We start from the raw sequence: 24559 nt of genomic DNA on the forward strand, positions 1-24559 counted from the left end.
GAGTCTTTCCACGCGCCAACCTTTCCTGTTTCAGTCGGGGGGGCCAACACCCGCCTCCCCCCCCCCCACGACGTTCCCCCCGGTTTCCCCCGGGAGTACCTGTCCGGCACAGCCGCCGAAATTCACCCCATCGGGGAGGCGCTCGGAGCGAACGGGGGAGTGTCAGGGGGCGCGTTTCCCCGTGAGCGCCTCCGGGTGATCACCGGCCGCCTACCGTCGACACCATGGGACGCGGGGACCTGGCGACGCTGGTACGGATCTGCGATCTGGCGGGCCGGCCGCGCGGCACCGGTTTCCTCGCCGACCACCACGGAACGGTCGTCACCAGTCACGAAGCCGTCGACGGGCTCAGCCGTGTCGTCCTGCACGCCCCCGGCGACCGCAGCTGGCTCGCCGAGGCCGAGGCCGTCACCCCGCTGCCCGAGAGCGGCCTCGCGCTCGTACGGACCGAAGGACTCGGCGGCCGTCCACTGCCGCTCGCGACCCGGCCCGAGATCGAACCCGGCACGTACGTACGGATCGCCGCCCAGGGCTGGCGGGAGGCCCGCGTCCTCGGCCCCGCCGCCGTCACGTACACCGCCACCGACCGCTTCCACGCCCTCGCCGACGCCCTCGAACTCGCCATCGGCACGGAGGGCGCCGAGGCGCTCCGCCGCGGCGGGCAGGCCGCCGGCGGCCCCGTCCTCGACACCGTCACCGGCACCGTCCTCGCCGTCCTCGGCACCGCCCTGCGCGGCGACCGCCGGGCCGCCGGATACGCCGTGCCGCTCCGGCCCGCCGGACCGCTCACCGCCCTGCTGCGGCGCAACGCGGCCACCGTCCCCGCCTACGGACCCGACCTCAACCTCGCCGCGATCCTGGAGCTCACCGCCACCTCCACCGGACCCGTACGGGACCCCGGCCCCTGGCCCGAGCCGGTCGAACGGCCCGACTGCGTCCGCGAGTTCGCCCGCTTCACGGCAGGCGACACCCCCGTCCTCGCCCTCGTCGGCGCCCCCGGCACCGGCCGCACCACCGCCCTCGCCGCGCTCTGCGCCCGCCGTGCCCGGGGCGCCGCCCCCGCCCCCACCGTCCGCCTCCGCGGCGCCGACCTGCGCGCCGAGGACCGCTCGCTCGCCGACGCCGTCGGCCGCGCCCTGCACCAGGCCGGCCGGATCGTCGCCGCCTCCGGCGCGCTCGGCGACACCACGGCCGCCACCCCGGAGCGGGCCGCCGCCCTCGCCCGGGACGCGGGCCGCCCGCTGCTCGTCGTCCTCGACGGCCCCGAGGAGATGCCGCCGCTCCTCGCCCACCGGCTCGCCGACTGGACGACGGCCACCGAGCGGTGGCTCCGCGCCCACCACGCCCACCTCGTCACCGCCTGCCGCCCCGAGCACTGGGAGCAGGCCGGCGCGCTCTACACCCCGGGCGCCCTGCACCGCCCGGCGACGGCAGTAGGCGAGGGGCTCCCCTCCGCCGTCGTCCTCGGGCCGTTCTCGGAGACGGAGGCCCGTGCCGTACGGGAGGGGTACGGGATCGGGGAGACGGACCTCGCCGAGGCGGACGCCCGGCACCCGCTCGCCCTGCGGCTGCTGGCCGAGGTGCGGGCGGCGCTGCCCGGGGAGGTGCCGGGGCGGCCCGGACGCGAGGAGATCTTCACCGCCTACCTGGACCTGGTGTGCCTGCGGGCCGCCGTCCGGATCGCCGCGGGCTCCCGGCCCCTCCTCCGGGGGACGGCCGTGCGCCGGCTCGCCGCGCGGGTGACCGGCCGGCTGCACGAGGCGGCCCGCCGGTGCCTGGGCCCCGGGCACGGCCTCCTCGACCGGGCCTCCTTCGAGGAGCTGTTCCCCTGGCGGGAGGGCTGGGCCCCGGCCGTCCTCACCGAGGGCCTCCTCGTCCCCGCGGGCTCCGGCTACCGCTTCGCCCATGAGGAACTCGCCGACTGGGTCCAGGCCACCCACCTCGACCTGGACACGGCACTGCACGCCTTGGTCCACCGCGAGGAGACGCAACCGGAGCCGGGCCACGAGGACGCCCGCGAGGCGGCCGCCTCGGGTACGCCCGCCGTGCAGCCCGCCTCCGACGGCCCCCTCCTCCACGTTCCCCGGCAGCGCGACGGTGAGGACCGGGCGGCGGGCGGACCGCTGCCCGTGCCCCGGCATCGGATCGGGCCCGTCCTGGAGGCCCTGCTGCACCTTCACCGGGAGCGTGGGCCCGCCGGGCTCGCACCCCGGCTCGCCCGGCTCGCCGAGGCGCTCGGGCGGTTCGCCGGGGAGGAGCAGAGCGGGGACGGGGCCTGGTGGGCCGCGCGTCTCCTCGGGGAGACCGTGCGGCGGCTGCCGGACCCGCGGCCGTACCTGCCCGTCCTGCGGCTGCTCGCCGACCTGATCGGGGCCCGCCCGGAGCGGCACCCGGTCTTCGCCTCCTTCGGGCCCGCGTTCTGGCTGGGCCTGCCGCTCGGTGAGGACGAGCGGATCGACCTTCTGCGGCGCCTCCTCCCGGCCGAGCCGCACCCCGGCGGCCTCGACGCCGTCACGGCGATGCTCGCCGCCGACCCCAGGGGCGTGCAGCCCCTCCTCTGCCGCTGGTTCGGCGACGACCGGCCCCTCCCCGCCGCCCCTCACGCCACCGTCGCGACCGCCGCCCAGGCCCTGCTCCACACCCACCGGGGGCTCGCCGTCGACGACCTGTGCGAGGCCCTCGTCGCCACCGCCCACCCCCTCGCCGACGGTCTGCTCGCCGCGCTCGCCGAGGACGAGCCGTCCGCGCTCTGCCGGGCCGTCGACCGCTGGGCCCACGACGACGGGCGCCCTGAGCGGCGGGTCGCGGCGGCAGCGTACGGACACCTGGTCGCCGGACGCGCCATCCAGTCCGCCGACCGCGAACTCCTCCGCTACGCCGCCCTCGCCCTGCTCGCCCGCCCCGGCGACCAGACCCTCCACGGCGCCGCCCTCGGCCTCCTCGTCCGCGACCCGCACAGCCGCGCCCGCCACCTCCCCCGCGCCCTCGCCGAGCCGCAGGTCCCCGCGGCCGCCCTCGCCGAGGCCCTCGCGAGCCACCCCGAGGAGGTCCTCGCCGCCTTCCGGGCCCGGCTGCACGGTGCCGGCGAGGCGCCGGCCGCCGCCCTGCGGGCCCTCGCGGAGGTCGACACGCCCGCCCTCGCCCGCCGGATCGCCGCCCTCGTCCGCGACTACGCCGCCCGCCACCCCGAGGGCGCCCCGCTGGTCGCCGCCTTCGTCGACCGGCGCCTCGAGGACGGCCCGGCGGCCAGAGCCGTCCTCTTCCCGCTGGTCACGGGCCTCATCCGGGGCCGCCCCGCCCCGCTCCGGCGCGCCCTCGCCCCCGTCCTCGCCGCCCCCGGCACCGGCGCCTCCCGCCATCTGCGGGGCGAGCTGCTCGACGTACTCCTGGAGCACGAGCGGTACGAGGCCGAGGCCGGGGAGCTCACCGTCCTGGAGGCGCTCCTGCGGGCCGCCGCCGAGGGGGCGGAGCGGCGCAGCGCGCCCCGCACCCGGGACCTCACCCGACGGGCCGGCGCGCTGTGCGTGCGTACCCCCGAAGGCGCCTGGCGGCTCGACCGGGCCCTCGCCGGAGCCGTCCGTGAGCTGCCCGCCTTCGCCGTGCTCCTCGCCGCCTGGACGGTCGCCGCCCCCTCCGACTGGGCCCCGCTGCTCGGCCCGGAGACCCTTCAGGCGCTGCGAAGTCCCGGCACTGCCATGCCGATGCGTACCGACGGCCGTGGACATGGCAGTCTTAGACCTGCGTAAAGGCGAACAGGGCGAACAGGCGGACGAGGAGCGGTCACAGTGCAGCGCTGGCGTGGCTTGGAGGACATCCCCCAGGACTGGGGACGCAGCGTCGTCACCATCGGCTCCTACGACGGTGTGCACCGCGGGCACCAGCTGATCATCGGGCGGGCCGTCGAGCGCGCCCGGGAGCTGGGCGTCCCCTCCGTCGTCGTCACCTTCGACCCGCACCCCTCCGAGGTCGTGCGCCCCGGCAGCCACCCGCCGCTGCTCGCCCCGCACCACCGGCGCGCCGAGCTGATCGAGGGGCTGGGCGTGGACGCGGTGCTGGTGCTGCCGTTCACCGCCGAGTTCTCCCAGCTGTCCCCGGCCGACTTCATCGTCAAGGTGCTGGTCGACAAGCTGCACGCCAAGGCCGTCATCGAGGGCCCCAACTTCCGCTTCGGGCACCGGGCCGCAGGCAACGTCGCCTTCCTGACCGAGCTCGGCGCCACCTACGACTACGAGGTCGAGGTCATCGACCTGTACGTCAGCGGGGCCGCCGGCGGCGGCGAGCCCTTCTCCTCCACCCTCACCCGCCGCCTGGTCGCCGAGGGCGACATGGCCGGCGCCGCCGAGATCCTCGGCCGCCCGCACCGGGTCGAGGGCATCGTGGTCCGCGGCGCGCAGCGCGGCCGCGAGCTCGGCTTCCCGACGGCCAACGTCGAGACCCTGCCGCACACGGCGATCCCGGCGGACGGTGTCTACGCCGGCTGGCTGACGGCCGCGGGCGAGCGGATGCCGGCGGCGATCTCGGTCGGCACGAACCCGCAGTTCGACGGCACGGAACGGACGGTCGAGGCATACGCGATCGACCGCGAGGGACTCGATCTGTACGGACTGCACGTGGCCGTGGACTTCCTGGCGTACGTGCGAGGCATGCTCAAGTTCGACACCCTGGACGACCTGCTCCAGGCGATGGCGGGCGACGTGAAGCGCTGCCGCGAGCTGACGGAGGAGTACGACCGGGACTGACCGGGCCTCTGCCCACCCCCCGTGATGGGCTCAACCTCTCGTCACCCAGTGGCAGGCCACCGCCTGCTCCCCGGCGCCACCAAGCACCGGCAGGTCCTCGCCCCGGCAGCGGTCCGCGACCGCCGTCGCCTCGCCCGAGGCGAGCAGCTGGCAGCGGGCGTGGAAGCGGCAGCCCGACGGGATGCGCGACGGGTCCGGCGGCTCGCCGGTCAGCACCACCGGCGCGCCTTCTGATTCCGGCAGTACCGACAACAGCGCCCGCGTGTAGGGGTGCTGAGGGTTCGTCAGTACGGACTCCACCGTGCCGGTCTCCACGACCCGGCCCAGGTACATCACCGCCACCCGGTCCGCGATGTTCCACGCGAGCCCCAGGTCGTGCGTCACCACAAGCGCGGACAGGCCGAGTTCGTCGCGCAGCCGCAGCAGCAGCGCCAGGATCTCGCCCCGTACGGACGCGTCCAGGGAGGCCACCGGCTCGTCGGCGACGATCAGTTCGGGCTCGAGGACGAGCGCGCCCGCGATGACCACGCGCTGCCGCTGTCCGCCGGACAGCTCGTGCGGGTAGCGCAGGAAGAACCGCTCCGGAGGCCGCAGCCCCGCCCGCGCGAGGGCCTCGGCGACGGCCGTCCGCTCGTCCCGCTCCGACCGGTGGACCCCGTGGATCCGCAGCCCCTCCGCCACCGCGTCGTACACGGTGTGCCGGGGGTTCAGCGAACCGCTCGGGTCCTGGAGGACCAGCTGCGCCCGCTTCCGGTAGGCCCTCAGCGCCCCGGAGGAGTACGCGAGCGGCTTCCCGTCGAAGGCGACCGCCCCCGACGTGGGCCGGACCAGGCCGAGCAGGGAGCGGGCCAGCGTCGTCTTGCCACAGCCCGACTCGCCGACCAGGGCCACGATCTCGCCGGCGCCGATGTCCAGGTCCACGCCGTCCACCGCGCGGGCGGGCGGCGCGCCCCGCCGCCCCGGGAAGGTGACGTGCAGTCCGCGCGCCGAAAGCAGTGACCCCGTGCTCATGACGTGCTCCCCACGTGTACGCAGGCGGCCCGGCGTCCCGCGCCCGCCTCCCGCAGTTCCTGATCGAGCTCTGCGCAGGCGTCCACCGCCACCGGGCAGCGCGGATGGAAGGTGCAACCGCCGGGCAGGTCCGCCGGGTCCGGCGGGTCGCCCGGCAGACCGCGCGGCGCCCGCCGGGACGCGAGGTCCCCGATGCGCGGGAACGCCGAGGACAGCGCCCGCCCGTACGGGTGCGCGGCCGCCTCGTACACCGCCCGAGCGGGCCCCTCCTCGACGACCCGGCCCGCGTACATCACGGCGAGCCGGTCGCACGTGTCGGCGAGGACCGCCAGGTCGTGGCTGATCATCAGGAGGCTGATGGACTGCTCGGCGACGAGCTGCTCGATCAGCCGCAGGATCTGCGCCTGGATCATCACGTCGAGCGCGGTCGTGGGCTCGTCCGCGACGATCAGGCGCGGGTCGCAGGCGAGGGCCATCGCGATCATCACACGCTGCCGCTGCCCGCCGGACAGCTCGTGCGGATAGGCGGTGGCCCGGCCTGCCGGAAGCCCGACGTGTTCGAGCAGCTCGCCGGCCCGGGTGCGGGCCGCCGCCGGGGTCGCCCGGCCGTGCACGAGCAGCGGCTCGGCGATCTGGTCCCCGATCCGGTGCACCGCGTTCAGCGAGTGCATCGCGCCCTGGAAGACGATCGAGGCGCCCGCCCAGCGCACGGCCCGCAGACGCCCCCAGGACATGGCGAGGACGTCGTCGCCGTCGAGCAGGATCTCGCCCCCGATCCGCGCCGAGGCCGGAAGCAGCCGCAGCAGCGCGAGCGCGAGCGTGGACTTGCCGCAGCCCGACTCGCCGGCCACGCCCAGCTTGGTCCCCGGCTCCAGGGTCAGGTCGACCCCGCGCACGGCGGGCACGGCGGTTGCGCCCGAGCCGTAGGTGACCCTCAGGTCCCGCACCTCCAGGAGGCTCATCGCCCCACCCCCAGCTTCGGGTTCAGCACGGATTCCACGGCCCGGCCGCACAGCGTGAACGCGAGCGCGACCAGGGCGATCGCGATCCCGGGCGGCGCCAGGTACCACCAGTGCCCGGAGGAGACGGCTCCCGCCTCCCGGGCGTCCTGGAGCATCCCGCCCCACGACACCACCGTCGGGTCGCCGAGCCCGAGGAAGGCGAGGGTCGCCTCGGTGAGGATGGCGGTCGAGATGCCGAGGGTGGTCTGCGCGAGCACCAGCGGCATCACGTTCGGCAGCACGTGCCGGGTCATGACGTGCCGGTGGCCCCCGCCGAGCGCGGTCGCCCGCTCGATGTACGGGCGGGACTCCACGGCGATCGTCTGCGCCCGTACGAGCCGGGCGGTGGTCGGCCAGGAGGTCACGCCGATCGCCAGGACCACCGTCCACATCGACCGGGACATGACGGTCGCCAGGACGATCGCGAGGACCAGCGTCGGCATCACCAGGAACCAGTCGGTGATCCGCATGACGACGGTGGAGTACCAGCCGCCGTAGTGCCCGGCGATGATGCCCACGAGGGTTCCGATGGCGACCGAGAGGGCCGCCGCGAGCAGCCCGACGAGCAGCGAGATCCGGGCGCCCCAGATCAGCAGGCCGAGCAGCGAGCGCCCGAACTGGTCGGTGCCGAGCGGGAACCGGGCGCTCGGCGGCTCCAGGGCCGTGCCCGGAGCCCGGGTCACCGACTGCACGTCGGAGCCGACGACCATCGGGGCGGCGAGCGCGAGCAGGGCGATCAGGACGAGGCCGGCGAGACCGTACAGCCCGGCGCGATGGGTCCGGTACGACGTCCAGAAGCGCGCGACCGAACCCTTGCGGCGCTCCCACGTGAGAGAGGTCATCGGCCCACCCGGGGGTCGAGCAGCGGATAGAGCAGGTCGGCGATCAGGTTCATCAGGATCATCGCTCCGGCGAAGACCACGAACAGGCCCTGCACGAGCGGCAGATCGGGCACGCTCAGCGCCTGGTAGAAGAGCCCGCCGAGCCCCGGCCAGGAGAACACCGTCTCCACCAGGATCGAACCGGCCGCCACGTGACCCAGGTTGATGAAGACCATGGTGACGGTCGGCAGGAGCGCGTTCGGCACGGCGTGCCGGCGCCGCACGGCGTCGTCCCGCAGCCCCTTCGCCCGCGCCGTCGTCAGATAGTCGCCGCCCATCTCGTCGAGGAGCGAGGAGCGCATCACGAGAAGGGTCTGCGCGTAGCCCACCGCGACGAGCGTGACCACGGGCAGGACCAGGTGGTGGGCGACGTCCAGGACGTACGCGAAACCGGTCTCGCCCGTGCCCGACTCCATGCCGCCGGTCGGGAAGAGCCCCGGGATCGGCCCCATGCCCACCGAGAAGACGATGATGAGCAGCAGCCCGAGCCAGAAGGACGGCACCGACCACAGGGTCAGCGCGATCCCGGTGTTCAGCTTGTCGCCGAGACCGCCGTGCCGCCAGGCCGAGCGGGTGCCCAGCCACAGCCCGAGCGTCGAGTAGATCACCACGGCGACCCCGGTGAGCAGCAGCGTCGCGGGCAGTTTCTCCGCGATGAGGTCCCCGACGGGGGCGCGGAACTGGAAGGAGGTGCCGAGGTCGCCGCTCAGCGCCTTGGCGCAGTAGTCGGTGAACTGCTGCCACAGCGGCAGGTCCAGTCCGAACTGGCGGCGCAATGTCGCGAGTTGCTCGGCGGAGGTGGGGATGCCGTGGGTCATCGCCTTCACCGGGTCACCGGGGATGATCCGGAAGAGGAAGAAGCTGGTGACCAGCACGGCGAAGAGCGAGACGAGCGCGCCGCCCAGCTTCCCCGCCGCGTGGCGGAGATAGCCGAGGGAGGAACCGGTGCGGGGTGCGCCGTCCGTGACGCGGGCCTTCTCGGCCCGCGTCAGGTCGGCGGGGGTGCTTGCCGTCGTCACGTCCTACTCGCGGTCGTCGGCGGTGGAACGGCGGCGCAGACCGAGGAAGACGCCGAGGCCGAGCACGACCACCACGGCCGCGGCGATGCCGACGATCACCCCGGTGGACGAGCCGCCGCCGGAGTCCTCGGCCGGGTCCGCGGGCACGGCCGACCACCAGCTCCAGTAGCCGTCCTGGCCCCACAGGTTCCCGGCGGCCTCGGGCATGGTCGTGATGGACCGGATCTGGTCCGTGCGGTACGCCTCCAGGGCGTTCGGGTAGGCCATGATGTTCATGTACCCCGTGTCGTACAGCCGGGACTGCATCCGCTTGACCAGATCCGCCCGCTTGGCGGCGTCGTACTCCACCGCCTGCCGCGCGTAGAGCCCGTCGAACTCCTTGTCGCAGATGAAGTTGTCCGTGGCGCCGGAGTCCTTCGGGGTCGCCGGGAGCGTGCCGCAGGTGTGGATGGAGAGGACGTAGTCCGGGTCGGGGTTGACCGACCAGCCGTCGAACGCGAGGTCGTAGTCGCCCTTGACCCAGGGGTCGGAGACGCTGTCCAGGCACTCGACCTTCAGGCCGATGCCCAGCTTGCCCCACCACTCCTGGAGGTACTTGCCGACCGCCTTGTCGTTCGGGTCGGTGGCGTGACAGAGGATCCGGAAGTCCAGCGGCCTGCCGTCCTTGCCGACCCGCTTGCCGTCGGCGTTCTTCCGGTACCCGGCGGTGTCGAGGACCTTCTCCGCCCCGGCCGGGTCGTACGCCCGCTTCTGCGCGCCCTCCGGCTTCCAGAAGTACGAGCCGAAGCGCGGCGGGATGTACCCCTCGCCTTCGACGGCGTGTCCCTGGAAGACCTTGTCGACGAGGGTGGCGCGGTCGACGGCGAGGAAGAGCGCCTTGCGCACCGCAGGGTCGAGCAGCGCCTTGTGCCCGTTGCCGAAGGTCTTCCCGTCCTGGGCCTTCGCGCCCGGGTTGGTGGCGAGGGCGTAGAAGCGGCGGCCGGGGGCGTCGTTGACCCTGATGTCCTTCTGGGTCTTGAGCGCGGCGGCCTGGGCGGGCGTCAGGTTCGGTACGAAGGACACCTCGCCCTTCTGGAGGGCGGCGACGGCGGCGTCCCCGTCCTTGTAGTACTTGAAGACCAGCTCGTCGAACTTGGGGGCGCCCCGCCAGAACCTCTTGTTCGGCTTGAGCTTGATGTACTGGTCGACCTTGTAGTCCGTGATGACGAAGGGGCCGTTCCCGACGATCGGGAACTGCTTGTCGTTGTTGAACTTCGAGAAGTCGGTGACCTTCTCCCAGACGTGCTTCGGCACGATCGGGACGTCGAGGGCCGTCATCGTCGCCTGCGGCTTCTTCAGCCGGATGACGAGCGTCTGCGGGTCGGGCGCGGTGACCTTCGCGAAGTTGGCCGTGAAGCTGCCGTTGGCGGTGGCGGCGTTCGGGTCGGTCATCATCTTGTTGAAGGTCCAGGCCGCGTCCTCGGCGGTGGCCTGCCGCCCGTCGGACCAGGCCGAGTCCTTGCGGATCGTGTACGTCCACGTCAGCTTGTCGGGCGAGGACGTCCAGGCGGTCGCCAGACCCGGGACCGTGCGGGCGTCCTTCGGGTCGTAGTTGGTGAGGTACTCGTACGCCAGCCGGTGGATGCTCGTCGAGGTGAGCTTCTGGGCGAGGAACGGGCTCAGCGAGTCGATGCTCTGCGAGACGGCGACCGTGAGGGTCGTGCCGCCCGACTTCCCGTCCTCCGCCTGCGCGGTGCCGGGGACGACGACGAGGGAGCCGGTGGCGAGACCGGCGGCGAGCAGCAGGGGGAGGGCTCTTCGGGCAGGGGTGGGGCGGGGTGGAACCTTCGTGACCATGACCATGGGACGTGACCTCGCGTCGGAGTTACTGTCGTGGATCTTGGGCTGACGATGGGTGAAGCGAAGGTGTATCAGCGGTGGTCTGCCGTCGTCAACGATCGCTCAAACCCCTTGTGGTCTGCGGGAACGCCAAGAGGCCCCGTATCGGTGAGCCGATACGGGGCCTCATTGGTCTCAACCTGTGACGCCCTACTGCTGAGGGGCTGGCGGCGCCTGCGGAGCGCCCTGCGGGTCCGCCTGCGGAGGCAGCGGCTGCCCCTGCTGCGACTCGTTCCCGTCCTGCGGCTGCTGCCAGGACTGCGGAACCCCCGGCTGACCGGGCTGCCCCGGCTGCTGCGCGTACGGCTGACCCGGCTGGGGCGCGTACGGCTGACCGGGTGCCGGCTGGCCGGGCGCGAACTGACCCGGCATCGGGCCGGGTGCCTGCGCCGGCATCTGACCGGGCATCTGCCCCGGCATCGGCGGGCCCTGCTGCGGGTACCCCTGGGGAGCGTACGGCTGACCCGGCTGCGGCGGCTGGGGCGCGTACGGCTGTCCGGGGGTCGGCTGACCGGGCGCGAACTGGCCGGGCAGGGGCTGTCCGGGCATCGGACCGGGCGCCTGCCCCGGCGCCTGGCCTGGGATCTGACCGGGCATCGGCGGGCCCGGCTGCGGGTGTCCCTGGGGCGCGTACGGCTGCCCCGGGCCCTGCTGGACGGGCATCGGCGGGGCCATGTGCGGGGGCATCGCGCCCTGGCCGTCACCGGTCCACAGCCCCTGCACCTGCTGCGCCCGTACGAAGTCCTCGGCCACCATCGCCGAGAGGTGGAAGTACGCCTCCCGGGTCTTCGGCCGCATCATGTCGAGGTCCACCTCGGCGCCCGCCGCCAGGTGCTCGTCGAAGGGCACGACCACGACACCGCGGCAGCGGGTCTGGAAGTGCTGCACGATGTCCTCGACCTTGATCATCTTGCCGGTCTCGCGGACCCCGGAGATGACCGTGATGGAACGCTGCACCAGGTCCGCGTAGCCGTGCGCGGACAGCCAGTCCAGGGTGGTGGAGGCGCTGGAGGCGCCGTCCACGGAGGGCGTGGAGATGATGATCAGCTGATCGGCGAGGTCGAGGACCCCGCGCATGGCGCTGTACAGCAGACCCGTGCCCGAGTCGGTGAGGATGATCGGGTACTGCTTGCCGAGGACGTCGATCGCGCGCCGGTAGTCCTCGTCGTTGAAGGTCGTCGAGACGGCCGGGTCCACGTCGTTGGCGAGGATCTCCAGACCGGAGGGCGCCTGCGAGGTAAACCGGCGGATGTCCATGTACGAGTTCAGGTACGGGATCGCCTGCACCAGGTCGCGGATGGTCGCCCCGGTTTCGCGCCGCACCCGTCGGCCGAGCGTGCCGGCGTCCGGGTTGGCGTCGATCGCGAGGATCTTGTCCTGCCGCTCGGTCGCGAGGGTGGCGCCGAGCGCGGTCGTCGTCGTGGTCTTGCCGACGCCGCCCTTGAGGGAGATGACAGCGATCCGGTAGCAGGAGAGGACCGGCGTCCGGATGAGGTCCAGCTTCCGCTGACGCTCCGCCTCCTCCTTCTTGCCGCCGAGCTTGAAGCGGTTGGCGGCGCCGGGATTCCGGCTGGACTTGGGCTTCTGCTTGTTGTTGCGCAGCAGCCGGTCGGAGGAGAGCTCGACGGCCGCGTTGTACCCGAGCGGGGCGCCCGGCACGGACCGTTCCCGCTGGTCGTGCGTCACCGGCGAGGGCCAGGCGGCTCCGGTCCGCGGATCCACCGGCGGCCGGCCGTCGTACGGCGGCTGCGGGGCCTGGGCCGCCTGCGGGGGTACGGCTCCGGGGTGCGGGTAGCCGTAGCCGCCGGGCGCCTGCGCCTGCGGCGGGACGCCGCCGGGCTGCTGCGGGTAGCCGTAACCGGCCTGCTGCGGAGGCGTCCCGGGGTGGGGGAAGCCGTAACCGCCCTGCGGAGCCGGAGCCGGAGCCGGGGCAGGGGGCTGCTGCTCTTGCGGGATCTGCGGGGCCTGCGGGTAGCCGTAGGCGCCGGGCGGCTGGGGCTGGGCCTGCGGCGGCACGGGGCCGGGCGCGCCGGGCGCGGGCGCCGGCGCCGGCCAGGTGGCGGTGGGCGGCAGCGGCGCGGCGGGCGGCGCCGGCTGGGCGCCCGGGGCGGGCTGCGCGGGCCACTGCTGCGCGGGCTCGGGGGCGGCGGGCTGGAAGGACGGCGGCAGCGGAGGCAGCCCGGCCCCGGGCTGGGCGCCCGCGGCCGGGTAGGGCGCGGGGTACGGGCCCGGAGCGGCCGTGGTGCCGGGGATGGGCCCCGGAGCGCCGCCGGCGGTGTCGTACGGACCGGGAACGGGGCCGAAGCCCTGCGGCGCGTCGGCGACCGGCTGTGCGGCGGGGAGGGGGGCGGCGCCGGGAGCGGTCTCCGTGCCGGTCCCCGCGTCCTGCGCGGCAGGTTCGTTCTCCGGGGCTGTGGTGTCGTCGGCGCCCTGCGCCTTCTCGACGCCGTCCGAGCTGTCGGAACTGCCGGGGTCGTGCGGGTCGTCAGAGTCGTGCGGGGCGTCCGACGGGCGTGCCGCCTCGGCGTCGTGGGTGCCCGTCGCGCTGTCGGCGGCGGTTCCGGCGGGGGGGTCCTGGACGGCGTCCGCCGAAGCGACGGGCTCTGAGGTCCTCTCGCCCGGGGCGGCCTCCGCCGCGTCGTCGGCGGCGGGCGCCGCGGAGTCGGCGGAGCCCTCGGCGTTCGCCGCCTTCTCGACGTTCTCCGCGCTCTCCGACTGTTCTGCCGAGCGCTCGGCGATCTCACGCGGGAGCTGGGCGGGGGGGAAGAGCATCGTGGCGCCGCTCTCGACGTCCCCGCCTCCGGACGAGGCGCCGGGCGAGGGCGCCTCCGGCGCGGGTGCCGGGACGGAAGGGGCGGGCGCCGGGGCGGAAGGCGCGCCGGCCGGCGGCGGCGAGGCGTCGCCCGCCGGCCCACCCGGCACACCTGGCACCGGCGCGCCGGGCGCGAAGGCGGGCGCGGGAACACCGGCGGCAGGGGTGCCGGGACCGGGCGTGACAGGAGCGGCCGCGGGCGCGCCCGGCGCGCCGTACGGAGGAACCCCCGCCGGAGGCACCGCGCCGGCCGGGTGCGCCGGAGCGGGGGCGGCGGGCGCGACCGGCTCGATCCCCGGAACAGGCGCGGGAGGCGTCGGCGGCGCGACGTTCCAGCCGGGTTCGAAGCCGCTGCCCGACGGGAGGCCCGGTACGCCGACCGGCGCACCGCTCGGCGGCGGGGGAGTGGCCCCGCCCGCCCCCGTACCGCCGGACGCGTTCTGCGTGTACCAGGCGGGCGGGGTGTAGTCGATGGTGAACTCACCCGTCATCTCGGCGGGATCCGCGTCGGACTGATCGTCGGCGGGCGGATTCCAACCCCCGTGGATCTCGTCGCGATCGCCGTTCACTTTGCCTCCTGGTGTGGTCGAGCACCCGTGTGCCGTTGTGGGCGGGGCCCTTCCACCCTAATCGCCGCGGGCCGCCCCCGGACGGGGCCGACGGGCCCTCCGCGCCCGCCTCCGTGACCCGGTCCGGGCCCCAAGTGACCCGGCCGCGCCGCAGAGTGAGAACACCCACCGTTCAAAACGATGCAAAAACGGACGTACATGCGCGAGTTCGCGCCCTGGCGTCGCCGCTCAGTCGATCCGGCGGGCGCCGCCCAACAATCCGGTCTCGGCGTCCGTCGCCTGCGTCATGACGAACTGGCGGTCGTTCGGCGTGCACCAGAGGGTCACCCCGTCGGCGAGCGTGGACAGCGCCTCGTACTCGTGCTGCGGAAGGCTCATGATGCGGCCGATCTGGGCCGCCTCGTCGGGAGACACCCGCTGCACGCCGACCAGGGAGGACTTCTCCAGGAGCCGGGGCGCGACCGGGCTCAGATAGGGCAGCAGCGTCACCACCGACTGCCAGGGCGCCGACACGACACGGCCGCGCGGCGGCCGCATCCCGCAGTCGCGCACCACGACCACCGGACTGCCCGCCGACGCGCCCTGCGGCGGCACCCGGCCCACGTCGTGCAGCGTGATGCAGGGCTGCCCGCCGCCCGCGGCCTGCGCGAGCGCCGTCCACGCCTGCGCGCGGCCGGTCTCGACGGCCACCCGGGCGCCGGTCGCGGCCGCGCGCAGCGCCAGCACCTGCGCGGTCCACAGACCGCCGATGAGCGTGACGTCGTACGGCACGGGCCGGTTGATGCCGAGCACGGCCGGCCGGCCCTCGGCGTCCACGCCGATCACCATGCCGTCGTCACCGACGGGCAGGGCCAGCGCGTCCAGGTGTTCCAGGGGTACGGAGTGCCGGTCCCGGCGCGGCCCGACGAGCCCGAAACCGAACCGGGGCCGGGTGACCCGCCCCGGGCGCCGGGCGGAAGGCGCGCCCGAGGCCGGTGACGTACCGAAGGATGCGGTGGACATCAGCGCGCACCCCCCAGCGGAAGCGTCGCCAGGATGCCGGGCACCTGTTCCCGGTCAAGGCGCACCAGACCCGTCCTCACCCCGCGCGCCGCACGCTCCAGCTCGTGCCGCGCGGCCACCAATTCCTCGTCGCTGCGCCCGGTGATCCGCACGTGTCCGGTCACCGTCACCTCCTGCCGGTCCCCGCCGCTCAGCGTCAGGCTGAACGTCGTCGCGAGCGCGGGCAGCGAGGTCAGCAGGGCGACCAGCTGCGGCATCGACGCGCCCGCGCCGCCGCTCCGGCCGCCCAACTGGGGCCAGCGCTGCACCCAGTACGTCGTGTGCCGCCGGTCGTCCACCCGCCAGGTCCGCGCGGTCTCCTGGGTCCGGCGCCCCTGCGCCTGCCCCCGGCCCGCCTGCGCGATCGCCATCGGACTGGCGCAACTCGACGTGGCCAGCGCCGAGGTCAGCTCCTGCTCCGTCAGCACGCTCGCCCGGAACCCGGCGCCCGCGAGCCGGCTCGCCAGCTGGTCCGCCGCCCGCACCACGCACTTCTGCGCGCCGGTCATGCCGCCGCCGCGCGCGGCGACCGCCTCCGGGCAGAGCTCGGGGTCGAGCTTGAGCGCGATCCAGGTGATCCGCACCGCGGGCGAACCCGTCTGCGCCTGGAGCGGCCCGTAGTTGCGGGCGGCCATCGACTGCGCGGGCAGGTGCGGCGCGGGCGCCGGCTGGGTGTGCTGCACGATCTGCGCCGACTCCAGCCGGATGCCGTCCACACTCAGCACGTCCCGGACGAGCCCCACGGGCAGCGGACGCGCCGCGCGGTCCGGACGCAGCGCCGTGCCGTCCGCCTCGACCCGCAGGACCGCCGTCAGGAAGGTGCCGTCCCCGACCATCCCGACCGGACGCCGGTCCCGGTCGCTGTACGCGTAGGTCCGCAGCGCGGGATCGCACTCCACCAGCGGCGCCAGCCCCGGCTCGGTGCCCTCCGGCACCGTGAACGAGGAGGCCCGGCGCGAACGGGCGCGCAGCGCGAGGAAGGTGCCGAGCCACTCGGGCAGCGAACGCCGGTGCCGGCGCACCACGGCGAGCAGCACCAGCACGACGGCGACCACGCCCGCGGGCACGAGGAGCATCGGCTCGACGACCCAGGCGAGGAGCAGCAGCGCCGCCGCCACCTCTATCAGTACGAGCTGTTGCAATCGGAACGAACCGAAGTGTCCGGGACGTGCCTGGAGCCTCGGTGACACCGAGGGGACGGGTCCCGTGGACGGAGGTGTGGAGGCAGCGGCCGCGGCGGGCCGCCTCCGCCTCGCGGAAGCCATGATGGAGAATCCCCCTCAATTCGTCCCGATGACCCTGGCCCGCCAGGGCTTTGGCGGCCGGATCACCCTACCCGCCCCACGAACCCCACGGGACAGCAGGCATAGTAGGGGGCCGGTCCGAAGGCCGGGGCCCGGGTGTCATCACCCCGGGGCCCCGCGCGAAGATCGAGCCTGACGAGAATGGGGACTCATGGCATCGCGGCGGGACGAGCTCAACGCGTACACCTTTGCGAAGAAGCGCACGGTGGCGGCATTCCTCCAACCCTCGCCCTCCGGCACGGAGGAGGGAGCGCCGAAGCCGCTGCGCGCGGTCCTCCCCGGTCTGATCGTCTCCGCGCTCGTCGTCGCCGGATTCGGCGCCTGGGGCATGTTCAAGCCCACCGCCCCCAAGGGCTGGGACACCCCCGGCACGCGGGTCATCGTCGGCAAGCAGTCGACGACCCGGTACGTCGTCCTGGAGACCGTCAAGGGCAAGGACAAGAAGACGCTGCTCCACCCCGTCCTCAACCTCGCCTCCGCCCGGCTGCTGCTCAACCCCGACCAGTTCCAGGTCATCCAGGTCGACGACAAGAAGCTCGACGAGGGCAAGCCGCCGCGGGGCCCCATCCTCGGCATCCCGTACGCCCCCGACCGGCTGCCCGTCGCGGAGGACGCGGGCACGGAGAAGCGCTGGGCCGTCTGCGAGCAGCCCGGCGGCGGCAAGGGCGCCAGCGTCCAGAAGGCGACCTTCCTCCTCGCCCAGCGCGACGCCGGCCGGACCGAGGGCGCGAACAAGCTCAAGGACGGGCAGGTCCTGTACGTCAAGGGACAGAAGGGCAGCGCCCAGTTCCTCGTCGACCACACCGGCACCAAGTACCCGGTGAAGGCCGACCGCCCCGGGCTCCTCACCGCCCTCGTCGGTCTCGGCAAGGAGCCGCAGGCCGTCACCGACGACTGGCTCGCCACCCTGAAGACCGGTGACGAGATCGACTTCCCGCACATCGACGGCACGGTGGGCGCCTCCGCCGGCATCCCCGGCAACACCCTGACGGGGACCGAGAACCGGATCGGCATGGTCCTCCTCGCCCAGACCGGCTCCGGCCCGCAGTACTACGTCGTCCTCGCCGGCAAGGTCCAGCCCGTCACCCCCTTCACCGCGTGGCTCCTCATCAACTCCCCGGAGACCGGCAACCTGGACATGGACGGCAAGGCCACCACCGTCGACGCCTCCTCCTTCGTCCCGGACCCCACCGTCTTCCACGACGGCGTCCGCTGGCCGACGCTGAAGTCCACCCAGATCAACGCCACCACCGGCGAGGGCGCCCGCGACACCGTCTGCAGCGTCCTCACCGACGTCGACGAGAAGGGCGACACGACGCTCACCACCTGGGCCGGCACCGAGTACCCGGCCGACATCACGGCCGGCGGCTCCAGCACGTACGTCACCCCCGGCACCGGCCTCCTCTACACCCAGATCCAGGGCAAGCAGAAGACGCCCGACGGCTCCCTCTTCCTCGTCACCGACACCGGCCTGCGGTACGCCGTCCAGGCCAACGGCGACAGCGACTCCGCCCGCTCCGAGATCGGCGCCGGCGAGCAGAAGCAGACCGACGGACGGCCGGAACCCAGCGACGCCCAGAAGCGTCTCGGGTACGAGAAGGTCCAGCCGGTCCTCGTCCCGATCGAATGGTCGGAGTTCCTGTCGAAGGGCCCGCGGCTGGACACCAACAGCGCGCGTCAGCCGCAGGGTTCCTAGGGGGTGGCACCGGTGACGACGACGTACCGCGCGGCCGCCCTGCTCGCCGCGGGCACCCTCGCGGCCCTCCTCGCCGCCCCCGCGGCGGCCGCCGACCGGGTGCCCCACGACGGCCCCGCCCTCGACGGCAGCGGCGAGTGCACCTTCCCCATGAAGAAGCAGATCGAGGGCACCCCCTGGCCGCTCCAGCGGGTCCTCCTCGACGAACTGTGGCAGGACACCAAGGGCAAGGGCGTCCGGGTCGCCGTCATCGACACGGGCGTCGACGACGTCAACCCCCAGCTGCGCGCCGCCGTCGACGCCAAGGCGGGCAAGGACTACCTCAAGCCCGACAAGAAGAACCCCTCCTTCGGCGACGAGAAGCGCGGCAAGACCGACGGCACCGTCGACGAGGTCGGCCACGGCACCAAGGTCGCCGGCATCATCGCGGCCCGCCCCCGCAAGGGCACCGGCTTCGTCGGCCTCGCCCCCGAGGCCACGATCATCCCGATCCGGCAGAACGACGAGAAGAACAGCGGCAAGTCCGACACCATGGCCCAGGCGATCGACTGGGCCGTCGCCAAGGGCGCGGACGTCATCAACATCTCGCAGGACACCACCCAGCCGCTCGGCCCGGACTCGCCCATGGCCAAGTCCGTGGCCAAGGCGATCAGGAACAACGTCGTCGTCGTCGCCTCCGCGGGCAACGACGGCATGGACGGCACCTTCAGGAACACCTACCCCGCCGCCTTCCCCGGGGTCCTCGCCGTCGCGTCCTCCGACCGCAACAACGAGCGTGCCGCCTTCTCCCAGCCGGGGAACTTCGTGGGTGTCGCGGCGCCCGGCGTCGACATCGTCTCCACCGTCCCCGGCGGCGGCCAGTGCGTCGACAACGGCACCAGCTTCTCCGCCCCGTACGTCGCCGGCGTCGCCGCCCTGCTCCGCGCCAAGTACCCGAAGTGGACCCCCGCCCAGGTCGTCGCCCGGATCGAGCAGACCGCCGTCCGCTCGATCAACGGCCGCGACGGGTACGTCGGTTGGGGCGTGGTCGACCCGGTGCGGGCGCTCGCCGACGTCCCCGGGACGCCCGCCTCATCGCCCGTGCCCGACCCGGGTCCGCCCAAGCCGCCGGCTCCCGAGCCGGCCCGTCTGGCGCTGTCGGAGACGCCTCAGGAGCGCTCCGAACGGCTCGCCACCTACACGTTGGGGATCGGAGGTGTCCTGGTGGCCGTCGTCGCCGGGACCGCCACCGTGATCCGCGACAGCCGCCGCAGGAGGGAGGTCCGGTGACGCGCGTATCGGTCAAGTATCGGGACCTTCCTTTGCAGTTGGAACTGCCGCCGTCAATGACTACAGTGACCGCTGGGGGCACGGCAGTGCGAACCCAGCACGGGGGCGGCATCAGAAGATTCCCGTCCGCATCACGACCGGAAGGCCCGACGGCCCGACCGTCGCAGCCACCGAAGGAAGAAGGGGCAAGATGTCGAAAGACCTGAACGTAACCAGTGCCGAACAAGTCAAGCTCGCCGGCCGGATCCAGGACTTCTCCGACGAGCTCCAGGCCCGCATCACCTCCCTCAACGGCGTGGTCGACCGCGTCCAGGCGGGCTGGCAGGGCGCTGCGAGCAAGGAGTACGACCGGGTCCAGAACGACCTGAACCAGCGTCTGCGCAGCATGCGTGCCGAGCTCTCGAGGCTCGAGGAGATCATGCGTATGAGCGCCGACGGGTTCTCGCAGGAGGAGGAGGACCGTCTGCGGTCCTTCCGTCAGATGGACAGCAGCTCCGGCGGTGGCCAGAGCGCCATCCTCGGCGTCTGAGCCGTCCGACCCGACCAGACCTCCGCGCCACTCTCACTCCAGGAGTCATCACCATGACCACTGCGGTCAATTACGACACCGTGACGCAGGCGGCAGCCGACACCCGCCTCACCTCCAGCACGCTCACGCAGAAGCTCGACGACCTCATGGCCGAGGTCAACCGCGTCGCCTCCAACTGGGAAGGTGAGGCGAAGATCGCGTACCGCGAGAGCCAGGACCGCCTGACCCGCGACATGGCCGGCATGAACCAGGACCTGGCGCGCATCGCCCAGCTCCTCGACGAGTCGGTCGCCGGTTACCAGGACACCGACAAGGGCAACGCGGCTCGCTTCCGCATGATGTAAGTCCTTGCAGACACACGTGAGGGGGTGGCCCGTTCCGACGGGCCACCCCCTCACACGTCTGCCTCACCGCAGGTCGAACTCGCCGTCCCTGGCGCCCAGGACGAACGCGTCCCACTCGGCCTTCGTGTAGCGCAGCACCGTCTCCTTGTCGAGGGACGAGCGCATCGCCACCGCGCCCTCGGGCAGCCGCGCGATCTCCACGCGCTCCTCGTCCGGGCTCGTGCCGGGGGCGCCCTCCCACTCGACGCCGGAGATGTCGAGCGCGTACAGCTCGTCCTTCTGGCGCTGCTTCTCGGCGGCCAGGGCGGCGTCCGCGCTCTCGGTGCTGGTCTCGTGGGCGTCGGTCATCGGCGCGTTCCCTTCGCGGTGGTACGACGGTCCCTCCCACAGTAGTGGGAGGGACCGCTCCGCTCAGTGCTGTTCCGGCAGCCAGCCCAGCTGCACCAGGGGCGTCCCGCGCTTCCGCGACACGAACGTGCCCCGGCCCGGAGGCATCGGCCGCGCCCGGACGCTGCCCAGGATGTCGCCCTCCTGCGGGTCGCCGGAGAGGATCACGCCCTGCGCGCCCAGCTCCCGCATCCGCTGCATGAACGGCTCGTACATCGCCCGCGAGGCGCCCGCCTGGTTGCGCGCCACGATGAACCGGATGCCGACGTCGCGCGCGAACGGCAGGTTCTCCACCAGGACCGCCAGAGGGTTCCCCGAGTTGGTGGCCACCAGCTCGAAGTCGTCGATCAGGACGAACAGTTGCGGCCCCGACCACCAGCTGCGGTCCCGCAGCTGCTGCGGCGTGATGTCGGGCTTCGGCGCCCGCTTCGTCATCACCGTGTTGATCGCGTCCATGTGCATCTGCATGGCCGAGGCCATCGGCGCGTACTCCAGGAGGTGTGAGGGCGCCACGGCCTCCAGCATCGTCCGCCGGTAGTCACCCACCACGATCCGCGCCTGCTCCGGCGAGTACCGCTCGCACAGCTGCTTGGCGATCAGCCGGAGCAGCGCCGTCTTGCCGGACTCGCTCTCACCGAAGATCAGGAAGAACGGATCCGACTCGAAGTCGACGAACACCGGCTCCAGGTTCGTCTCGTCGATGCCGATCGCGATGCCGTGCTGCGGGTACTCGAAGCCCTTCGGCAGCTGCTCCGCGGGCAGCCTGCGCGGCAGCAGCCGCACCGCCGGCGCCGGAGCCCCGGTCCAGCTCGCCTTCACGGCCTGCACGAACGCCGCCGTGCCGTCCGACAGGTCCGCCGAGGAGCTCGAACCGTCGATCCGCGGCAGCGCCCCCATGAAGTGGAGCTTCTCCGGCACCTGGCCGCGGCCCGGCACACCGGTCGGCACGTTCGCCGCGACCTTCCGGTCGAACTCGGAGTCCATGACGTCACCGAGCCGCAGTTCGAGCCGGCCCAGCATCTGGTCCTTGAGCGCCGCCCGCACCTCCATGTACCGGGCGGCGGTGATCACCACGTGGATGCCGTAGCCCAGACCGCGCGCCGCGATGTCGGCGACGATCGGCTCCAGCATGTCGTAGTCGTTGCGGAAGCCGCCCCAGCCGTCCACGATCAGGAAGACGTCGCCCCAGGCCTCGCCCGGCAGTTCACCCGCGGCCCGCTTGCGCCGGTAGGTCGCGATCGAGTCGATGGAGTGCGAGCGGAAGAACTCCTCCCGCCGGTTCAGGACGCCCATGACCTCCGCGACCGTGCGGCGCACCCGCTCCGGGTCGAGCCGGGACGCCACCCCGCCGACGTGCGGCAGATCGGCCAGCGAGACCATGCCGCCGCCACCGAAGTCCAGGCAGTAGAACTGCACTTCGGCCGGGGTGTGGGTGAGCGCGAACGACGAGATCAGCGTCCGCATGATCGTCGACTTGCCGGACTGCGGACCGCCGACCACCATCATGTGACCGGCCGCGCCCGAGAAGTCCCGGTACAGCACCTCGCGCCGCTGCTCGAACGGCTTGTCGATGAGCCCGAGCGGCACCGTGAGCCCGCCCTGACGCGTGTACTCCGTCGCCGTGAGCCCCCGGTCCGCCGTCTGCGCGAGTCCCGGAAGCAGCTGGTCCAGCGAGGGTGCCTGGTCGAGCGGCGGCAGCCACACCTGGTGCGCCGGCACGCCCTGGCCCTCCAGCCGCCGCACGATCACGTCGAGGACCGTGTCCGCGAGCGCGTCGTCCTCCTCGGCGCGCTGCGCCGTCAGATAGGCCGGGTCCGGCGCCGCGTACACCACCGGTACCGGCGCCGCCGTGAACAGCGCGGGCCGCCGCTCCACCGGCAGCTGCCCGATCTCCAGCCGCGGCCCGCCCGTCCGGTACGTCCCCGAGACGTACGCCGCCTTGAAGCGGGTCATCTCGTCCGTACCGAACTTCAGATAGCCCGAACCGGGCACCGAGGGCAGGTGGTACGCGTCCGGCACGCCGATCGCCGTCCGCGACTCCGCCGCCGAGAAGGTCCGCAGACCGATCCGGTACGAGAGGTACGTGTCCAGGCCGCGCAGCTTGCCCTCCTCCAGGCGCTGCGAGGCGAGCAGCAGGTGCACGCCCAGGGACCGGCCGATGCGGCCGATCTGGATGAACATGTCGATGAAGTCCGGCTTGGCCGTGAGCAGTTCGGAGAACTCGTCGATCACCAGGACCAGCGAGGCCAGCGGCTCCAGCGGCGCACCCGCCGCCCGCGCCTTCTCGTAGTCGTGGATGTTCGCGTAGTTGCCCGCCGAGCGCAGCAGCTCCTGCCGCCGCTGGAGCTCGCCGCGGATCGCGTCGCCCATGCGGTCGACCAGCGTCAGGTCGTCCGCGAGGTTGGTGATGACCGCCGCCACGTGCGGCATCTGCGACATGCCCGCGAAGGTCGCGCCGCCCTTGAAGTCCGCGAGGACGAAGTTCAGCGTCTCCGAGGAGTGCGTCACCGCCAGACCGAGCACCAGCGTCCGCAGCAGCTCCGACTTGCCGGAACCCGTCGCGCCGACGCACAGTCCGTGCGGGCCCATGCCCTCCTGCGCGGCCTCCTTCAGGTCCAGCATGACCGGCTGGCCGTCCTCGCCGACACCGATCGGCACACGAAGGCGCTCGGCCACCGACCGGGGCCGCCACGTCCGCGTCACGTCCACCGACGCCGCGTCGCCCAGGTTCAGCAGATCCGTGAAGTCCAGATTGGCGAGCAGCGGTTCGTCGTCGTCCCCGCCGCCCATCCGCAGCGGCGCCAGCTGCCGGGCCAGCGCCTCGGCCGCCGGCAGCGAGATGCCGTCCGGCAGCCCCTCGTACGCGTAGCCGCCACCCGACTCCAGACGCAGCCGCCCCGGCCGTACCACCACCGAGAGGCCACCGCGCGGCTCCTCGAGCTCACCGGAGACGACCTCCACGATCGTCACGCCCTGGAGGCCCTCGGGCGCCGCGAGCAGCGAGTCCGGCGGCACCATCCCACCGTCCAGGACCACCACCACATGCGGCTGGTCCAGCACCGGCTGGCTCTCCCGGGAGAACCGCGTGCGCCCGTCCAGCTTCGAGCGGACCAGCTGCTCCAGCTCACCGAGGTCGTCGCCGAACAGCCGCTTCGTACCGGCTCCGTCGACCTGCCCCGGCACCTGGGTGTGCGGCAGCCACTTCGTCCAGTCCCAGCGCTCCTGCGCCGGCCGCGCCGCCACCACGGCGAGCATCAGGTCCTCGGGGGAGTGCAGCGTCACCAGCTGCGCCACGAGCGCCCGCGCCGCCGCCTGCGCCGACTCCGGGTCACCCGACACCGTCACGTGGTAGAACGCCCGCATCGAGACCGCCATCGGCAGCCCGTCCAAGGTCCCGTGCACCGCAAGGAACTGCTGCATCGCACCCGCGCACAGCGGCTCCAGCTCGTCCACCGGCGCCGTGTCCGGCGCCACCAGCGGCGTCGCCAACTGCTGCGCACCCAGGCCGATCCGCGCCTGCCCGAAGTCGTGGTCGCCGACCCGGCGCTCCCACACCCGGGAGCCCTCGGCCACCACCGACCACAGCTGCTCGGGCGAGGGGTGCAGGTACAGCTGGGCGTCCCGCTGCTTGCGCGCCGTGCGCCGGACCGTACGCCGGGTCTGCGCGAGGTATTTGAGGTAGTCGCGGCGGACATCGGCCATTTGCCCCTGCGTACCGCGACGGAATCTCACGAACTGGGCGATGGCCATGCCGACCGTCGACGCCAGCATCAGCGTGCCCATGATCCGCATGATCGGCGACGGCGTCATGAAGAAGAACACGACCGACGAGCCCATGCCGAGCATGGGCAGGAGCTGCATCAGCGCCGACTCCTGCTGCCCCCGCGGAAGTTCCGGCGGAGGCTCCAGGACCAGTTCCTCACCGGGCACTTCCGGAGGAAGGGACCTCGGCGGGCGTTTGACGACGATCTGGCTCACCGGCGCATCAATCCCTCGTTGGAGGCGGGCTCGTGGCGGGAGCATCCGCACGCCACCCCTGTCGGCAGCCGGGCGCGCGGACTTCCCCCATGGGACGGCGA

At 73.4% G+C, this 24559-nt stretch carries 16 protein-coding genes; 6 read left to right on the forward strand and 10 right to left on the reverse strand.

Features of this window, described 5'->3' with window-relative positions:
- Positions 1–224: 224 nt before the first annotated feature.
- Positions 225–3746 (forward strand): trypsin-like peptidase domain-containing protein, encoded by a 3522-nt coding sequence (locus tag ACZ51I_RS18370; protein WP_468876769.1) that lies wholly within the window; start codon positions 225–227, stop codon positions 3744–3746.
- Between the two features lie 39 nt (positions 3747–3785).
- Positions 3786–4739, forward strand: a complete 954-nt coding sequence (locus ACZ51I_RS18375; protein ID WP_468876771.1) for a bifunctional riboflavin kinase/FAD synthetase — start codon at positions 3786–3788, stop codon at positions 4737–4739.
- Between the two features lie 30 nt (positions 4740–4769).
- Here the strand turns inward: ACZ51I_RS18375 and ACZ51I_RS18380 are convergent, their stop codons facing one another.
- The 8 genes from ACZ51I_RS18380 to eccE form a co-directional block, all read right to left on the reverse strand.
- On the reverse strand, positions 4770–5750 hold the full coding sequence (locus ACZ51I_RS18380) for an ABC transporter ATP-binding protein (protein ID WP_468876773.1): 981 nt from the start codon (positions 5748–5750) through the stop codon (positions 4770–4772).
- Positions 5747–6712 carry an ABC transporter ATP-binding protein gene (locus tag ACZ51I_RS18385; RefSeq protein ID WP_468876775.1) on the reverse strand — a complete coding sequence of 322 codons (966 nt, stop codon included), beginning with the start codon at positions 6710–6712 and terminating at the stop codon, positions 5747–5749. Before ACZ51I_RS18385 ends, ACZ51I_RS18380 begins: the two co-directional genes overlap by 4 nt.
- On the reverse strand, positions 6709–7593 hold the full coding sequence (locus ACZ51I_RS18390) for an ABC transporter permease (RefSeq protein ID WP_468876777.1): 885 nt from the start codon (positions 7591–7593) through the stop codon (positions 6709–6711). The genes ACZ51I_RS18385 and ACZ51I_RS18390 overlap by 4 nt, the downstream gene beginning before the upstream one ends.
- Positions 7590–8651, reverse strand: a complete 1062-nt coding sequence (locus tag ACZ51I_RS18395; RefSeq protein WP_468876779.1) for an ABC transporter permease — start codon at positions 8649–8651, stop codon at positions 7590–7592. The genes ACZ51I_RS18390 and ACZ51I_RS18395 overlap by 4 nt, the downstream gene beginning before the upstream one ends.
- Positions 8652–8654: 3 nt before the next feature.
- A complete protein-coding gene (locus tag ACZ51I_RS18400) occupies positions 8655–10487 on the reverse strand; it encodes an ABC transporter substrate-binding protein (protein ID WP_468876869.1) in 1833 nt (610 codons plus the stop codon).
- 192 nt (positions 10488–10679) lie between these two features.
- Positions 10680–13910, reverse strand: coding sequence for an SCO5717 family growth-regulating ATPase (locus ACZ51I_RS18405; RefSeq protein WP_468876781.1), 3231 nt, complete (start codon positions 13908–13910; stop codon positions 10680–10682).
- Between the two features lie 228 nt (positions 13911–14138).
- Positions 14139–14912, reverse strand: a complete 774-nt coding sequence (locus ACZ51I_RS18410) for a hypothetical protein (RefSeq protein ID WP_468876783.1) — start codon at positions 14910–14912, stop codon at positions 14139–14141.
- Positions 14912–16216 (reverse strand): type VII secretion protein EccE, encoded by a 1305-nt coding sequence (eccE, locus tag ACZ51I_RS18415; protein WP_468876785.1) that lies wholly within the window; start codon positions 16214–16216, stop codon positions 14912–14914. The genes ACZ51I_RS18410 and eccE overlap by 1 nt, the downstream gene beginning before the upstream one ends.
- Positions 16217–16406: 190 nt before the next feature.
- Between eccE and eccB the strand changes: the two genes are divergently transcribed.
- The 4 genes from eccB (at position 16407) to ACZ51I_RS18435 (ending at position 20093) form a co-directional block, all read left to right on the forward strand.
- Entirely contained in the window at positions 16407–17951 is a 1545-nt protein-coding gene (gene eccB, locus ACZ51I_RS18420) for a type VII secretion protein EccB (RefSeq protein ID WP_468876786.1), read from the forward strand.
- Between the two features lie 12 nt (positions 17952–17963).
- A complete protein-coding gene (mycP, locus tag ACZ51I_RS18425; protein ID WP_468876788.1) occupies positions 17964–19220 on the forward strand; it encodes a type VII secretion-associated serine protease mycosin in 1257 nt (418 codons plus the stop codon).
- 190 nt (positions 19221–19410) lie between these two features.
- Positions 19411–19749, forward strand: coding sequence for a WXG100 family type VII secretion target (locus ACZ51I_RS18430; protein WP_468876790.1), 339 nt, complete (start codon positions 19411–19413; stop codon positions 19747–19749).
- Positions 19750–19802: 53 nt separating this feature from the next.
- Positions 19803–20093: a WXG100 family type VII secretion target gene (locus tag ACZ51I_RS18435; protein WP_017235850.1), complete on the forward strand. Its 291-nt coding sequence runs from the start codon at positions 19803–19805 to the stop codon at positions 20091–20093.
- Positions 20094–20156: 63 nt separating this feature from the next.
- Here the strand turns inward: ACZ51I_RS18435 and ACZ51I_RS18440 are convergent, their stop codons facing one another.
- Together ACZ51I_RS18440 and eccCa are read right to left on the reverse strand one after the other, a co-directional pair.
- Positions 20157–20441 (reverse strand): DUF397 domain-containing protein, encoded by a 285-nt coding sequence (locus ACZ51I_RS18440; protein WP_468876793.1) that lies wholly within the window; start codon positions 20439–20441, stop codon positions 20157–20159.
- Positions 20442–20504: 63 nt separating this feature from the next.
- On the reverse strand, positions 20505–24458 hold the full coding sequence (eccCa, locus tag ACZ51I_RS18445; RefSeq protein ID WP_468876795.1) for a type VII secretion protein EccCa: 3954 nt from the start codon (positions 24456–24458) through the stop codon (positions 20505–20507).
- Between the last annotated feature and the right edge of the window lie 101 nt (positions 24459–24559).

Source organism: Streptomyces sp. NPDC034084, assembly GCF_055575535.1.

Bases quoted from the DNA above. Each gene is read 5' to 3' on its own strand.
- ACZ51I_RS18410 (WP_468876783.1), bottom strand. From the start codon at position 14,912: ATGTCCACCGCATCCTTCGGTACGTCACCGGCCTCGGGCGCGCCTTCC.
- ACZ51I_RS18380 (WP_468876773.1), bottom strand. From the start codon at position 5,750: ATGAGCACGGGGTCACTGCTTTCGGCGCGCGGACTGCACGTCACCTTC.
- eccE (WP_468876785.1), bottom strand. From the start codon at position 16,216: ATGGCTTCCGCGAGGCGGAGGCGGCCCGCCGCGGCCGCTGCCTCCACA.
- ACZ51I_RS18400 (WP_468876869.1), bottom strand. From the start codon at position 10,487: ATGGTCACGAAGGTTCCACCCCGCCCCACCCCTGCCCGAAGAGCCCTC.
- ACZ51I_RS18430 (WP_468876790.1), top strand. From the start codon at position 19,411: ATGTCGAAAGACCTGAACGTAACCAGTGCCGAACAAGTCAAGCTCGCC.
- ACZ51I_RS18370 (WP_468876769.1), top strand. From the start codon at position 225: ATGGGACGCGGGGACCTGGCGACGCTGGTACGGATCTGCGATCTGGCG.
- ACZ51I_RS18390 (WP_468876777.1), bottom strand. From the start codon at position 7,593: ATGACCTCTCTCACGTGGGAGCGCCGCAAGGGTTCGGTCGCGCGCTTC.
- ACZ51I_RS18385 (WP_468876775.1), bottom strand. From the start codon at position 6,712: ATGAGCCTCCTGGAGGTGCGGGACCTGAGGGTCACCTACGGCTCGGGC.
- ACZ51I_RS18440 (WP_468876793.1), bottom strand. From the start codon at position 20,441: ATGACCGACGCCCACGAGACCAGCACCGAGAGCGCGGACGCCGCCCTG.
- eccB (WP_468876786.1), top strand. From the start codon at position 16,407: ATGGCATCGCGGCGGGACGAGCTCAACGCGTACACCTTTGCGAAGAAG.
- ACZ51I_RS18435 (WP_017235850.1), top strand. From the start codon at position 19,803: ATGACCACTGCGGTCAATTACGACACCGTGACGCAGGCGGCAGCCGAC.